Source organism: Pseudomonas sp. B22129, from assembly GCF_044218875.1.
In the GTDB taxonomy this organism is placed as follows: Bacteria; Pseudomonadota; Gammaproteobacteria; order Pseudomonadales; family Pseudomonadaceae; genus Aquipseudomonas.
Genome location: NZ_CP162592.1, coordinates 3,813,980 through 3,827,186 on the forward strand (window position 1 = coordinate 3,813,980; position 13,207 = coordinate 3,827,186).

The window sequence follows — 13,207 nt, forward strand, 5'->3', positions numbered from 1 at the left end:
CTTACTCCAGGAACAGGCTGGCGGGTTGTTCGAGCAAGCCGCGAATGGCCTGGATGAATTGCGCCGCGTCCATGCCATCGACCACGCGGTGATCGAAGGAACTGGAGAGGTTCATCATCTTGCGCACCACAATCTGGCCCTTGATCACCATTGGCCGTTCGACAATGCGGTTGACGCCGACGATGGCCACTTCCGGCAGGTTCAGCACCGGCGTGCTGACGATGCCGCCCAGGGCGCCCAAGCTGGTCAGTGTGATGGTCGAGCCTGACAGCTCGTCGCGGCTGGCCTTGCCATTGCGCGCGGCGGTAGCCAGGCGTGCGATTTCTTCGGCATTGCCCCACAGGCTGCGGGCTTCGGCGTGACGTACCACCGGCACCATCAGGCCCACGTCGCTTTGAGTGGCGACGCCCACGTGCACCGCACCGAGGCGGGTGATGACCTGGGCTTCGTCGTCATAACGCGCGTTGATCTGCGGAAAATCACGCAGGGCCACCACCATGGCGCGCACGATAAATGGCAGCAAGGTCAGCTTGCCACGCGTGGCACCGTGCTTCTCGTTGAGGTGCACACGCAACTCGTCGAGGGCGGTGACGTCGATCTCTTCCACATAGCTGAAATGCGCGGCGCGGCGGGTGGCGTCCTGCATGCGCTGGGCGATCTTGCGGCGCATGCCGATCACCGGGATCTGTTCTTCGGTGTTGCGTTCGGCGTAAGGATTGCCAGCCACTGACGACTTTGTCGTGCCTTGTTGCAGGTAGACGTCGAGGTCTTCGTGCAGGATTCGCCCGGCGGGGCCGGAACCCTGTACCAGACGCAACTGAATGCCGGCGTCCAATGCGTGTTTGCGCACGGCCGGGGAGGCCAGTGGACGCTCGTCGGCTGCACGCGCCACAGGTGCCTGGGCCGTAATAACCGGCGCCGGTTTGCTTTCAACCGCCACCTGCGCAGGCTTGGCTTCAACCACCGGTGCGGCCTTCGGCGCTTCCTTCACCACGGGGGCTTCCTTGGCGTTGCCCGCGCCTTCCACTTCAATGCTGATCAAAATGCTGCCCACAGCCATGACCTCACCCGGCTCGCCGCCGAGGGAAATCACCTTGCCGTGCACCGGCGAGGGAATGTCCACCATCGCCTTGTCGGTCATCACATCCGCCAGCACCTGGTCTTCAACCACCAGGTCACCGACCTTCACATGCCACACCGACAGTTCAACTTCCGCGATGCCTTCGCCAATGTCCGGCATCTTGATAACGTGCGTGCCCATTCAGACCTCCATGACCCGTTTCAACGCCGCGCCCACTCGGGTCGGCCCTGGGAAATACGCCCACTCCTGCGCGTGCGGGTAGGGAGTGTCCCAACCGGTGACGCGTTCGATCGGCGCTTCCAGGTGGTGGAAGCAATGCTCTTGCACCAGCGAGACCAGCTCGGCACCAAAACCGCAGGTGCGCGTGGCTTCATGCACCACCACGCAACGGCCGGTTTTCTTCACGGACTTGACGATGGTTTCCAGGTCCAGCGGCCACAGGCTGCGCAGGTCGATGACCTCGGCGTCGATGCCGGTTTCTTCAGCGGCGACTTGCGACACATACACGGTGGTGCCGTAGGTCAGCACGGTGACGGCAGAGCCCGGGCGCACGATGGCGGCCACGTCCAGCGGCACGGTGTAGTAACCGTCCGGCACTTGGGCTTGGGGGTGTTTCGACCACGGGGTTACCGGGCGGTCGTGGTGGCCGTCGAACGGGCCGTTGTACAGGCGTTTGGGCTCGAGGAAAATCACCGGGTCATCGTTTTCGATGGAGGCGATCAGCAGGCCCTTGGCGTCATAGGGGTTGGATGGCATCACCGTGCGCAGGCCGCACACTTGGGTGAACACCGCTTCGATACTCTGGCTGTGGGTCTGGCCGCCATAGATGCCGCCGCCGCAGGGCATGCGCATGGTCAACGGTGCCGTGAACTGGCCGGCCGAGCGATAACGCAGGCGCGCCGCTTCGGAGATGATCTGGTCGGTGGCGGGGTACACGTAGTCGGCAAACTGGATCTCGGCGACCGGACGCAGGCCGTAGGCCCCCATACCTACCGCGACGCCGACGATGCCGCTTTCCGAGATCGGTGCGTCGAACACCCGCGAGCTGCCGTATTTGGTCTGCAAACCTTCGGTGCAACGAAACACGCCGCCGAAGTAACCCACGTCCTGGCCGAACACCACCACGTTGTCATCACGTTCAAGCATCACATCCATGGCCGAGCGCAGGGCCTGGATCATGGTCATGGTGGTGGTGGTGGTGGTCATGGCGGTTTCCACTTCAATACTGTTGTTGTGATCGTTCATGTCAGATCCCCAACTCCTGACGCTGGCGCTTCAAGTGCTCCGGCATCTCTTTATAAACGTCTTCGAACATGGTCGCGGCGCTTGGAATCTGGCCGCCGGCGAGGGTGCCGAAGGTTTCAGCTTCTTTCTGGGCCGCGATCACTTCGGCTTCAAGTTCGGCACTGACCGCCACGTGTTCCTCTTCGGACCACTGGCCAATCTGGATCAGGTGCTGCTTGAGGCGGGCTATCGGGTCGCCCAGAGGGAAGTGGCTCCAGTCATCGGCCGGGCGATATTTGGACGGATCATCGGAGGTGGAATGCGGACCGGCGCGGTAGGTGACCCATTCGATCAGGGTCGGGCCCAGGTTGCGGCGCGCACGCTCGGCCGCCCAGGCGGAGGCGGCGTACACCGCGATGAAGTCGTTGCCGTCCACGCGCAGGGAGGCGATGCCGCAACCGACGCCGCGTCCGGCGAAAGTGGTGGCTTCACCGCCAGCAATGGCCTGGAAGGTGGAGATGGCCCACTGGTTGTTGACCACGTTGAGGATCACCGGCGCGCGGTACACGTGGGCGAAGGTGAGGGCGGTGTGGAAATCGGATTCGGCGGTAGCGCCGTCGCCGATCCAGGCCGAAGCGATCTTGGTATCGCCCTTGATGGCCGAGGCCATGCCCCAGCCCACGCCTTGTACGAATTGGGTGGCGAGGTTGCCGGAAATGGTGAAGAAACCGGCGTCTTTTACCGAATACATGATCGGCAACTGGCGGCCCTTGAGCGGGTCGCGCTCGTTGGACAGCAGTTGGCAGATCAGGTCCACCAGCGGCACGTCGCGGGCCATCAGGATGCTTTGCTGGCGGTAGGTGGGAAAGCACATGTCGTCGATGTTCAAGGCCAGGGCCTGGGCGCTGCCGATGGCTTCTTCGCCAAGGCTTTGCATGTAGAACGACATTTTTTTCTGACGTTGGGCGACCACCATGCGGTTGTCGAAGATACGCGTTTTGAGCATGGCGCGCATGCCACGGCGCATGATCTCGACCGAGACGCCTTCAGCCCATGGGCCGAGGGCCTGGCCCTTGTCGTCGAGCACGCGAATCAGGCCCTTGGCCAGGTCAGCGGTGTCGGCGGGTTCTACGTCGATGGCGGGTTTGCGCACCGTGCCTGCGTCAGTCAGGCGCAGGTAGGTAAAGTCGGTCTTGCAGCCGGGGCGGCCTGAGGGTTCAGGCACGTGCAGGCGCAGTGGTTCGTACTGCTGGGTCATGGCTTTCTACGCTCTATCTTGTGAATTTCTTGTAGTGGGCGCGCTAGCTGACAGTCCGTCTCCGGGTAGGAGAAATCTTGTCCTACAACAATCATAGGCGGGGCGTAGAAGAATATTTATCTGTGTTTCATTGCGCTGCGGATCATTTGCGGATAAAAAAACTGCATAACCATAATAAACAGGTGATTTTGTCTCATGCGCAAACTGGACCGTACCGATATCGGCATTCTCAACGCTCTGCAGGAGAACGCCCGCATCACCAACGCCGACCTGGCTCGCTCGGTCAACCTGTCGCCCACGCCGTGTTTCAACCGGGTGAAGGCGATGGAAGAACTGGGCTTGATTCGCGACCAGGTCACGCTGCTCGACGCCGATTTGCTGGGGCTGCACGTCAACGTGTTCATCCATGTGAGCCTGGAAAAACAGAACGAGCTGGCGCTGCAGCAGTTTGAAGGTGCGATTGCCGACCGGCCGGAAGTGATGGAGTGCTACCTGATGGCGGGTGACCCGGACTACTTGATCCGCGTGCTGGTGCCGACGATTCAGTCGCTGGAGCGCTTCATGATGGACTTTTTGACCAAGGTGCCGGGGGTGGCGAACATTCGGTCGAGCTTTGCGCTCAAGCAGGTGCGCTACAAGACTGCGCTGCCGTTGCCCGCCAATGGCATCAACCTGGGTTCCTGAATCCATCCGATTCAAATGTGGGAGCTGGCTTGCCTGCGATAGCGGTGGGTCAGCTGGCACATTTGCTACTGATGTACCGCTATCGCAGGCAAGCCAGCTCCCACAGGGTTTTGCATTTCAGAGTTGGTTGAGGGGGATCTTCAGGTAAGTCACGCCATTGTCTTCCGCCGGCGGCATATGCCCCGCCCGCACATTCACCTGAATCGCCGGCAGCAGCAACGTCGGCATTCCCAGCCCGGCATCCCGCGTGGTGCGCATCTCGACGAACGCCGCCTCATCCACCCCGTCATGCACATGAATATTTCCCGCGCGCTGCTCGGCCACCGTGGTCAGGCATTTGGCCTCGCGGCCTTCGGGCGGGTAGTCGTGGCACACGTACAGTTCGGTTTCCAGGGGGAAGGCCAGCAATTTGCGCATCGACGCATACAGCTGCCGCGCATCGCCGCCGGGAAAATCGCAGCGGGCGGTGCCCACATCAGGCATGAACAAGGTGTCGCCGACCAGAATCAACCGACCATCGATCAGGTAGGCCATGTCGGCAGGGGTGTGGCCGGGCACGTGCAGCGCTTGTGCCTTGAGCTCGCCGATATGAAAGATCTCATCCGGCGCGAACAGGTGATCGAATTGCGAGCCGTCCACGCGAAACGCCGGCTCCAGGTTGAACAGGTTTTTGAAAACACCCTGCACCTTGCTGATGGACCGGCCAATGGCGATCTTGCCGCCCAGCGCCTGGCGCAGGTACGGCGCGGCAGACAAGTGGTCGGCATGGGCGTGGGTTTCCAGCAGCCATTGCACCTGCAAACCGTGTTCACGCACAAACGCGATGACCTTATCCGCCCCGTCAGTCGCGGTGCGCCCGGACGCGGGGTCGTAATTGAGCACTGAATCGACAATGGCGCACGGGCCGCCGTCATGTTCATAAATGACGTAGGTGAAGGTCGACGATGCCTCGTCCAGAAAAGCTTGAATCAACGCTGGCATGGCGGCTGTACCTGCTGAGGAATAAAGGTGAAGAAAAAAGTGGTTACAATCAGTTTACGTTTACACATAATGTTTTGAGCTTAAGTGACACAAAGGACCCGAAGCAAATGGAATCTACTCTGAGTGAAGGCGAAGTCGCCCAATTGCGGGCGTCGGCGTCCAAGGCCTGTTCCTTGCTCAAGGCGCTGGCCAATGAAGACCGTTTGTTGATCCTCTGCCAGTTGACCCAGGGCGAGCGCAATGTCGGCGAGCTGGAAGCCTTGACCGGTGTGCGCCAGCCCACGTTGTCCCAACAGTTGGGCATCCTGCGGGACGAAGGGTTGGTCGCCACCCGTCGGGAAGGTAAATACATCTTCTACGGGCTGGCCAGCCACGAAGTGATTCAAGTGATGAAAACCCTGTCCGGGCTGTATTGCGGCGCGGTCATCAAAAGCTGGGCGTGACGCCATCCGGCAGCGACCCTTGTGTGCACCCTAAGAAAGGCGATTGACCATGAACGACCAACACTGGGGCCCAACCATCAGTGGCGATGTCGTCGTCATCGGCGGCGGTTCGGCGGGCATCGGCCTGCTGGCCAGCCTGCTCAAGCGCGACCCGCACCTGAACATCACCCTGATCGAACCAAGTGAGTACCACTGCTACCAACCTGCCTGGACATTGGTGGGTGGCGGTGCCTACGACTTGAAAAAAACCCGGCGAGCGCTGGCGGACGTGCTGCCCAATGGCGTGACTTGGGTGCAGGCCGCCGTCACCGAGTTGCTGCCCGACGAGCAAACCCTGGTGCTCGACAGCGGCCAGCGCATCAGTTGGAACAACCTTATCGTCTGCCCCGGCCTGCGCCTGGCCTGGGAGAAAATCGAAGGGCTGCAAGACACCCTCGGGCAGAACGGCGTCACGTCCAATTACAGCTACCAGCATGCCGCCTACACCTGGCAACTGGTGCAGCAGCTCAAGGGCGGCAAAGCGATCTTCACCCAGCCGGCCATGCCGATCAAATGTGCGGGCGCGCCGCAGAAAGCCCTCTACCTGTCCTGTGATCACTGGCTCAAGCAGGGCGATCTGAACAACATCAATGTGGAATTCAATCTGGCTGGCGCTGCGCTGTTTGGAGTGCCGACCTTTGTGCCGCCGTTGATGAAATACATCGAGAAGTACAACGCGCACCTTGCGTTCAATTCCAACCTGATCAAGGTTGACGGGCCGGCGCGCAAAGCGTGGTTCGAGGTGAAGGACGCCGAAGGTAACGTCACTGTCGAAGAAAAGACCTTCGACCTGCTGCACGTGGTCCCGCCGCAAGTCTCCCCTGATTTTATCCGCGAAAGCCCGCTGGCCGACGCCGCCGGCTGGTGCGAGGTGAACCCCCACAGCCTGCAACACCTGCGTTACCCGCACATCTTTGGCCTGGGCGACGTGTGCGGCACCACCAATGCCAAAACCGCTGCCGCCGTGCGCAAGCAAATCGTGGTGGTGGCGGAAAACCTGCTGGCCCTGCGCAAACACGCGCCGTTGCCGCTCAAGTACGACGGCTACGGCTCCTGCCCGCTGACCGTGGAGAAGGGCAAGGTGGTGCTGGCCGAGTTCGGCTATGGCGGCAAGTTGCTGCCAACGTTCCCCCTCGACCCGACCCGGGCGCGGCGTTCGATGTGGTTCCTCAAGGCCACGCTGCTGCCGTGGTTCTATTGGAATGGCATGCTCAAGGGCCGCGAGTGGCTGACCCGCCTGAGCAAGGTGGACTGAATGTTACTGGCCAGTCTGTTGGGATTATTGATGGGCCTCGTCATGGGCCTGACTGGCGCGGGCGGCGGCATCCTGGGGGTGCCGGCGCTGGTGTTGGGGCTGGGCTTGAGCATGACTCAGGCCGCGCCGGTGTCATTGCTCGCGGTGGGGGCGGCGGCGGCAGTCGGCGCGATTGACGGCTTGCGCCACGGCCTGGTGCGCTATCGCGCCGCGTTGTTGATCGCGCTGCTCGGTGCGTTGTTCTCGCCGCTGGGGGTGTATTTCGCCCACCAGTTGCCGGAAAAACTGCTGATGGGGCTGTTCAGCGCGTTGATGGTGCTGGTGGCGTGGCGCATGTTGCAGCGCGAAAAAGTCGAAGCCGGGCCGAGTGACCACGGCGCCGCGTCCTGGGGCCAGAAGAACTGCATGCTCAACCAGCAGACCGGGCGCCTGGCCTGGACCGCCAAATGCAGTGCCACTCTGGCCGCGTTGGGCGCGGTGACGGGTGCGGTGTCGGGCCTGCTCGGCGTGGGCGGTGGTTTTCTGATCGTGCCGGCATTCAAGCAACTCACCGATGTGCAGATGCGCGGCATTGTCGCCACCTCGTTGATGGTGATCAGCCTGATTTCGTTGATTGGCGTGGGCGGTGCGCTGCAGGCCGGTGTGCGCATCGAGCCGATGGGCTGGGTGTTCATTGGCGCGAGCATTGTCGGCATGCTGGCCGGCCGGCGCCTGTGCGCACAGGTTCGTGCGCGAACCTTGCAAGTCGGGTTTGCCAGCCTGTGCGTGCTGGTGGCCGCCGGCATGTTGCTACGGGCGCTGGCCTGAAGCTGGCAGCGCGTCGGTAAGGTAACGGCGCTGAAATATTTTTCCCGGGGGCGCATACAAATGCGTTTGGGCAAGGCAAAATCGCGCCTGAATTGATGGCACGGTGCCATTTTGAGCCTCCAGGGACGATCTGCTCTATGAACCGCATTTTCAGTGTGATCTGGAATCACAGCCTTAACGCATGGGTAGTTGCCAGCGAAAACGCTAGCCGAGAGGGCAAGCGCGGCACTGTCGGCGCCATTTCAAACACTGAGAATACGCAGGGTAAAGGCCGCTTGCAGCGGCTGTCGGTGGCCATCGCGCTGACGCTCGGCGGCGGGTTGCTGACGTCCATGCCGGCCCTGGCGGTGGACTTGCCCAACGGTGGCAAAGTGGTACTCGGCAACGGCCAGATCCTCACGCCTGACCAGCAGAAAATGATCATCAACCAGTCCTCGCAAAAGCTCGCCATTGACTGGCAGAGCTTCAATATCGGCGCGGACAAGTCAGTCACCTTCGTGCAGCCGGGCAAGGACTCGGTCGCGTTGAACCGTGTGGTCGGCAGTGACGGTTCAAAGATCATGGGCCAGTTGAATGCCAACGGTCAGGTGTTCCTGGTCAACCCCAATGGTGTGTTGTTCGGTAAAGGCGCGTCGGTGGATGTCGGCGGGTTGGTGGCCTCGACCCTGGATATCTCCAACAAGGATTTCGCGGCAGGCAACTACCAGTTCAAGGGCCAGGGCGAAGCCGGCAATGCTGCTGTGGTCAATCAGGGAACGCTCAAGGCCGGTGATGGCGGCGCCGTAGCGTTGCTCGGCGGTACGGTCAGCAACGAAGGGGTGATTGTGGCCCGGCAAGGCAGCGTCGCCTTGGCCGCAGGCAATAAAATCAGCCTGGACTTTGTGGGCGACGGCTTGCTGAATGTGCAAGTGGACGAAGCCACCAAGAATGCCTTGGTGCAGAACAAACAACTGATCCAGGCCGACGGCGGCCAAGTGATCATGACCGCCAAGGCCGGCGACGCGCTGCTGCAAACGGTGGTCAACAACACCGGGATCATCGAGGCTCGCACCTTGGGCGAGAAGGGCGGCAAGATCGTCCTGCTCGGCGGCTTCGAAGGCGGCACCGTGCAAGTCGCCGGCACCCTGGATGCCTCGGCCCCCACGGGTAACGGCGGCTTTATCGAGACCTCCGGCGCACATGTGAAAGTCGCCGATTCGGCGCAGATCAGCACCGCCGCCTCCAGGGGCAAGACCGGCACCTGGTTGGTAGACCCGACGGATTTCACCATTGCCGCCAGCGGTGGCGACATGTCCGGCGCCACCGTCACCCGCAACTTGCAGAGCACCAACGTGCAGATCCAGAGTGACGCCGGGAGCGTGCAGGGGCTGGGCGATATCCACGTCAATGACAGCATTACGTGGAGCGCCAACACGCTGACGTTCACGGCGCAAAACACCATCAATATCAACCGCGAACTGTTCGGCTCCGGCAGCGCCAGGCTGGTCCTGCAATATGGCCAGGGTGCGCCGGCGGCGGGCAATACCGCCAAAGTGAACGTCAAGGCCCCGGTGAACCTGGCGGCCGGCCAGCATTACAGCACGAAGCAAGGGCGCGATGGCGCTCAGGTCGACTACACCGTCATCACAGACCTGGGCGCGGCCGGCAGCACCAGTGGCGCTGATTTGCAAGGGATCAACGGCGCGCTCAATGGCCACTTTGTGCTGGGCGCCAACATTGATGCCGGTGCTACCAGCGGCTGGAACGGCGGGGCAGGTTTCGATCCTCTGGGCGGTAGTGCGGCGTTCACCGGCGTCCTCGAGGGCAACGGGCACTTTATCAAGGACCTCACCCTGAACCGTCCGGGCCAGAATGGTACGGGGCTGTTCGGTGCCATCGGCGGTACCGGGCAGGTCGGCAACCTGGGGCTCAACGGTGGCAGCGTCAATGGCGGTGCGCTCACGGGGGCCTTGGCAGGTTCCAGTGCGGGCACGCTGAGCAACGTCTTTTCCAGCGCGGCGGTCTCGGGTTCATCCGGCGTGGGCGGTTTGGTCGGCGAGTTGTCCGCCGGTGGCGTCATTCGCGATGCTTACGCCAGTGGCACGGTGAACGCCAGCCAGAACCAGGCGGGTGGCCTGGTGGGGAATGTGGCCGGTGGCCAGATCGACAGGAGCTATGCCAGTGGTGCCGTCACCGCGGCCCAAGGCACAGTGGGTGGGTTGGCGGGTGGCAACGCCAACGGGCAAATCACCAACAGTTTCTGGAACATCACCGGCACTGGGTTGAGCGTCGGTACACCGAACGCAGAGGCGGGCGCGACCGGGCTGACAGATGAGCAGGCCCACACCCGTGCCACCTTCGCCAATGCCGGTTGGGACATGAATGGCACGTGGGTGGTCTACGACGGTATTTCCGGCCCGTACCTGCGCAACTTCATGACGCAACTGACCTACACCGCCAACAGCGCGGCTAAAACATACGATGGCCAAGCCTATGCCGGCGGCTACAGCGCTTCGGCGCAAGGCGATTCACGGCTGGTCGGCAATGTGGTGGTGGGCGGCACGGGGGCCGGGGCGATAGACGCCGGTGACTACAGCCTGCAACTGAGCGGCCTGGCCTCCACCGGCGGCCAGTACGGCTATTCGATCAACTACGTCGACGGCCGGCTTTCAGTGGGCAAGGCGTCGCTGAGCCAGGCCGGTGCGACGGTGGCCGACAAGGTGTATGACGGCACGACCACTGCTTCGGTGACCGGCGCTGTTTTCAATGGCGTGATGGCCCGGGACGTTGGCCGCTTGACCACCACCGGGCAGTTCGACAGCAAGAACGTCGGCACCCGCATCGGCGTGACACTGGGGCTTGACGGTGAGGCAGCGGGTAACTATTTCCTCACACCGTCCTATGTGACCGGCAGAATCACGCCAAAGGACGTGACCGTCACCCAGGTATACGCCGACAAAGTCTATGACGGCTCCCAAGGCACTTCGGTGCACTTCGCAACCTTGCAGGGCGTGGTCAACGGTGAGCAGTTGGGGTTCACCGGTAACGGCATCTTCAATGACCGTAACGTCGGTCTGATGAAACCTCTGGTTGTCCTCAACGGTACGCTGTTCAGCACCACCGGATCAGCCTCCAACTATCGCCTTGTCACGCCTGTGGGGCTGACGTCGGCGATTACCCCAAGGCTCTTGACGGTCAGTGGGATTACGGTCAATGACAAGGTGTATGACGGCAACACCACGGGTAGCGTCAACCTGAACAACGTGCGCTTCAACAACAGTGTAGCGGGCGACTCCCTTTCGGTGGCCAACGCCATTGCGCTGTTCAGCGATAAAAATGTGGGCGCCGGCAAGGCCGTCGACATCAGGGGGATCACGCTGGGCGGCCTGGACGCCGGCAACTACCAGTTGAATGCCCTGCCTGTGTTCACAAACGCCACGATCACCGCTAAAAGCCTGGCGGTCAGCGGCATCACGGCCGCCAACAAGACCTATGACGGAAACGTCACGGCCGACCTGAATACCTTGAACCCCGTCTTTGGCGGCATCGTACCGGGTGATTCGCTTTGGATAGCCGGCGCTATTGGCCGCTTCACCGACAAAAACGCGGGCAGCGATAAAACCGTGGGTATCAGCAGCATCAGCCTCGGTGGCCAGGACCGCAACAATTACATGGTGCCCGGCAATGCCACGGCCCGCGCGAATATTTCACTCAAGAGCCTGTCCTTGAGCAACATCAGCGCCTACGACAAAGTCTACGACGCCAGCACCTTTGCCTACCTGAACCTGAGCAACTACCGCCTTGATGGCCTGTTGGCAGGCGACTGGGTCGAGCTGGCCGGCGCTGTCGGCAGCTTCACCGACAAGAATGTCGGCGCCGGTAAAATCATCAACGTCAGTTTCAGCCTGTTGGGTAATGGTGTGAGCAACTACCTGATCAATCCCAATGTAGTGCTCAGATCGAGCATCACGCCCAAGGAAATCACCGTTAACGCCATCTCCGCTGCCAACAAGGTCTACGACGGCACGACGCTGGCAGCGTTGGACCTGGGCACTGCAACCATTCGTGACAAGGTAAGAGGCGATGACCTCTCTGTAGGCGCCGCCACTGGTCACTTCAACGACAAGAACGCCGGCGCCAAGAACGTCACCATCAGCGATCTTTCCCTCAGTGGTGCGGATGCCGGTAACTATTGGGTGAGCGGTATTGGCGGGGCCAGTGCGTTTATCACGCCCAAAGACGTGATCGTCACGGGCATCACCGCCAACAACAAGGTCTATGACTCGCGCACGAGCGCCAGCCTGAACGTGGCCAATGCGGCTTTTAACGGCCTGGTCGCCGGGGATCAGTTGGCGGCAGGTTTTGCCACTGGCCGCTTCAGCGACAAGAATGTGGGCGTTGGCAAGACCGTCGAGGTCAGCAACCTCAACCTGACCGGCGCCGACGCGCGCAATTATCGGGCAAGCACCGGGCCGACGACGGCAGACATCACGCCCAAGGAAGTCAACATCTGGGGCGTGCGCGCTGCGAATAAAGCCTACGATGGGACCACGGTGGCCACCTTGAACCTTACGGGCGCAGGGGTCGATGGCCTGGTGTGGGGCGATTACGCCTTCTTGACGGGGGCGACCGGCTATTTCTTCGACAAGAATGCCGAATGGTTCAAGCCTGTGGGCACCCGTGACTTCACCCTCGGCGGTCAGGATGCGGGCAATTACACAGTCGGCGGCATGATCACCCGGGTATCGGCCAATATCACGCCCAAGTTCGTGACCGTCAGCGGTATCACCGCTGATAACAAGGTGTACGACACCACCACCAACGCCACGCTGAACCTGGCCAATGCGCACATCAACGGCCTGGTCGAAGGTGATCATCTGGCGGTGGATTCCTCCTACGGCCGCTTCGCCAACCAGGAGGCTGGCATCGGTAAAGGTGTTCACATCTACGAGATCAACCTGGCCGGCAGCGATTTGCGTAACTATACGGTCCATCCTTACGCCGACACGACAGCCGACATTACCAAGGCGGCGTTGACCGTCAGTGTCAACGACGCGAGCAAACTGCAAGGCCAGCCCAACCCGGTGTTCGGGGTGACCTACAAAGGTTTCCTGGGCGAGGACCGTGCCGAATGGGATTTGAACGGCGACCTGGCCTTCAGTACCACTGCCACCGGCAGTTCCGCTGCCGGGGTGTACCGCGTCAGTGCGGGCGGCCAGTCAGCCACCAACTACGACATCGCCTACATCGATGGCCAGTTGACGGTGGCCCCGCAGGTGCCCGGCCAACCGCCTTTGCCGCAGCAGGTTCCCTTGGCAGAAGTCGTCAGCACGGTGCGCCCACTGCATAACCTGCCTGCGCCGGTGCTGCCGATCGCCCCGCCAGGGCCACGTCGCTCCAATGACCTTTACACCCTTATCGACCAAGGCCTGCGCCTGCCAGAAGGACTCTGATTC

At 61.7% G+C, this 13,207-nt stretch carries 9 protein-coding genes; 5 read left to right on the forward strand and 4 right to left on the reverse strand.

All coding sequences use genetic code 11. The features are described from left to right. Position 1: 1 nt before the first annotated feature. The 3 genes from AB4P94_RS17645 to AB4P94_RS17655 are packed head-to-tail and all read right to left on the reverse strand — an operon-like array spanning position 2 to position 3,563. A complete protein-coding gene (locus tag AB4P94_RS17645; protein ID WP_395606658.1) occupies positions 2–1,261 on the reverse strand; it encodes a dihydrolipoamide acetyltransferase family protein in 1,260 nt (419 codons plus the stop codon). Next, the gene (locus AB4P94_RS17650) at positions 1,262–2,326 is read right to left on the reverse strand and encodes an alpha-ketoacid dehydrogenase subunit beta (RefSeq protein WP_395606659.1); all 1,065 of its coding nucleotides are present in this window, start codon (positions 2,324–2,326) and stop codon (positions 1,262–1,264) included. Between the two features lies 1 nt (position 2,327). Further along, on the reverse strand, positions 2,328–3,563 hold the full coding sequence (locus tag AB4P94_RS17655; RefSeq protein WP_395606660.1) for a 3-methyl-2-oxobutanoate dehydrogenase (2-methylpropanoyl-transferring) subunit alpha: 1,236 nt from the start codon (positions 3,561–3,563) through the stop codon (positions 2,328–2,330). Positions 3,564–3,758: 195 nt separating this feature from the next. On the opposite strand from AB4P94_RS17655, the gene bkdR reads away from it, so the two are divergent. Next, the gene (bkdR, locus tag AB4P94_RS17660; protein ID WP_016974129.1) at positions 3,759–4,247 is read left to right on the forward strand and encodes a Bkd operon transcriptional regulator BkdR; all 489 of its coding nucleotides are present in this window, start codon (positions 3,759–3,761) and stop codon (positions 4,245–4,247) included. Between the two features lie 117 nt (positions 4,248–4,364). On the opposite strand, the gene AB4P94_RS17665 is transcribed toward bkdR, so the two are convergent. Then, positions 4,365–5,228, reverse strand: a complete 864-nt coding sequence (locus AB4P94_RS17665; RefSeq protein ID WP_395606661.1) for an MBL fold metallo-hydrolase — start codon at positions 5,226–5,228, stop codon at positions 4,365–4,367. A 107-nt stretch (positions 5,229–5,335) separates the two neighbouring features. Here AB4P94_RS17665 and AB4P94_RS17670 point away from each other — a divergent pair, with 107 nt between their 5' ends. From AB4P94_RS17670 to AB4P94_RS17685, 4 genes are all read left to right on the forward strand, one after another. Further along, on the forward strand, positions 5,336–5,671 hold the full coding sequence (locus AB4P94_RS17670; protein ID WP_005789341.1) for a helix-turn-helix transcriptional regulator: 336 nt from the start codon (positions 5,336–5,338) through the stop codon (positions 5,669–5,671). 49 nt (positions 5,672–5,720) lie between these two features. Continuing rightward, on the forward strand, positions 5,721–6,965 hold the full coding sequence (locus AB4P94_RS17675; protein WP_395606662.1) for an FAD-dependent oxidoreductase: 1,245 nt from the start codon (positions 5,721–5,723) through the stop codon (positions 6,963–6,965). Further along, positions 6,966–7,772: a sulfite exporter TauE/SafE family protein gene (locus AB4P94_RS17680; RefSeq protein ID WP_395606663.1), complete on the forward strand. Its 807-nt coding sequence runs from the start codon at positions 6,966–6,968 to the stop codon at positions 7,770–7,772. A 137-nt stretch (positions 7,773–7,909) separates the two neighbouring features. Next, entirely contained in the window at positions 7,910–13,204 is a 5,295-nt protein-coding gene (locus tag AB4P94_RS17685; protein WP_395606664.1) for a YDG domain-containing protein, read from the forward strand. The last annotated feature ends 3 nt before the right edge of the window (positions 13,205–13,207 follow it).

Excerpts from the sequence above, each read along its gene's own strand:
- AB4P94_RS17645 (WP_395606658.1), bottom strand. The coding sequence starts at position 1,261 with ATGGGCACGCACGTTATCAAGATGCCGGACATTGGCGAAGGCATCGCG.
- AB4P94_RS17650 (WP_395606659.1), bottom strand. The coding sequence starts at position 2,326 with ATGAACGATCACAACAACAGTATTGAAGTGGAAACCGCCATGACCACC.
- AB4P94_RS17670 (WP_005789341.1), top strand. The coding sequence starts at position 5,336 with ATGGAATCTACTCTGAGTGAAGGCGAAGTCGCCCAATTGCGGGCGTCG.
- AB4P94_RS17685 (WP_395606664.1), top strand. The coding sequence starts at position 7,910 with ATGAACCGCATTTTCAGTGTGATCTGGAATCACAGCCTTAACGCATGG.
- AB4P94_RS17665 (WP_395606661.1), bottom strand. The coding sequence starts at position 5,228 with ATGCCAGCGTTGATTCAAGCTTTTCTGGACGAGGCATCGTCGACCTTC.
- AB4P94_RS17680 (WP_395606663.1), top strand. The coding sequence starts at position 6,966 with ATGTTACTGGCCAGTCTGTTGGGATTATTGATGGGCCTCGTCATGGGC.
- AB4P94_RS17655 (WP_395606660.1), bottom strand. The coding sequence starts at position 3,563 with ATGACCCAGCAGTACGAACCACTGCGCCTGCACGTGCCTGAACCCTCA.
- AB4P94_RS17675 (WP_395606662.1), top strand. The coding sequence starts at position 5,721 with ATGAACGACCAACACTGGGGCCCAACCATCAGTGGCGATGTCGTCGTC.
- bkdR (WP_016974129.1), top strand. The coding sequence starts at position 3,759 with ATGCGCAAACTGGACCGTACCGATATCGGCATTCTCAACGCTCTGCAG.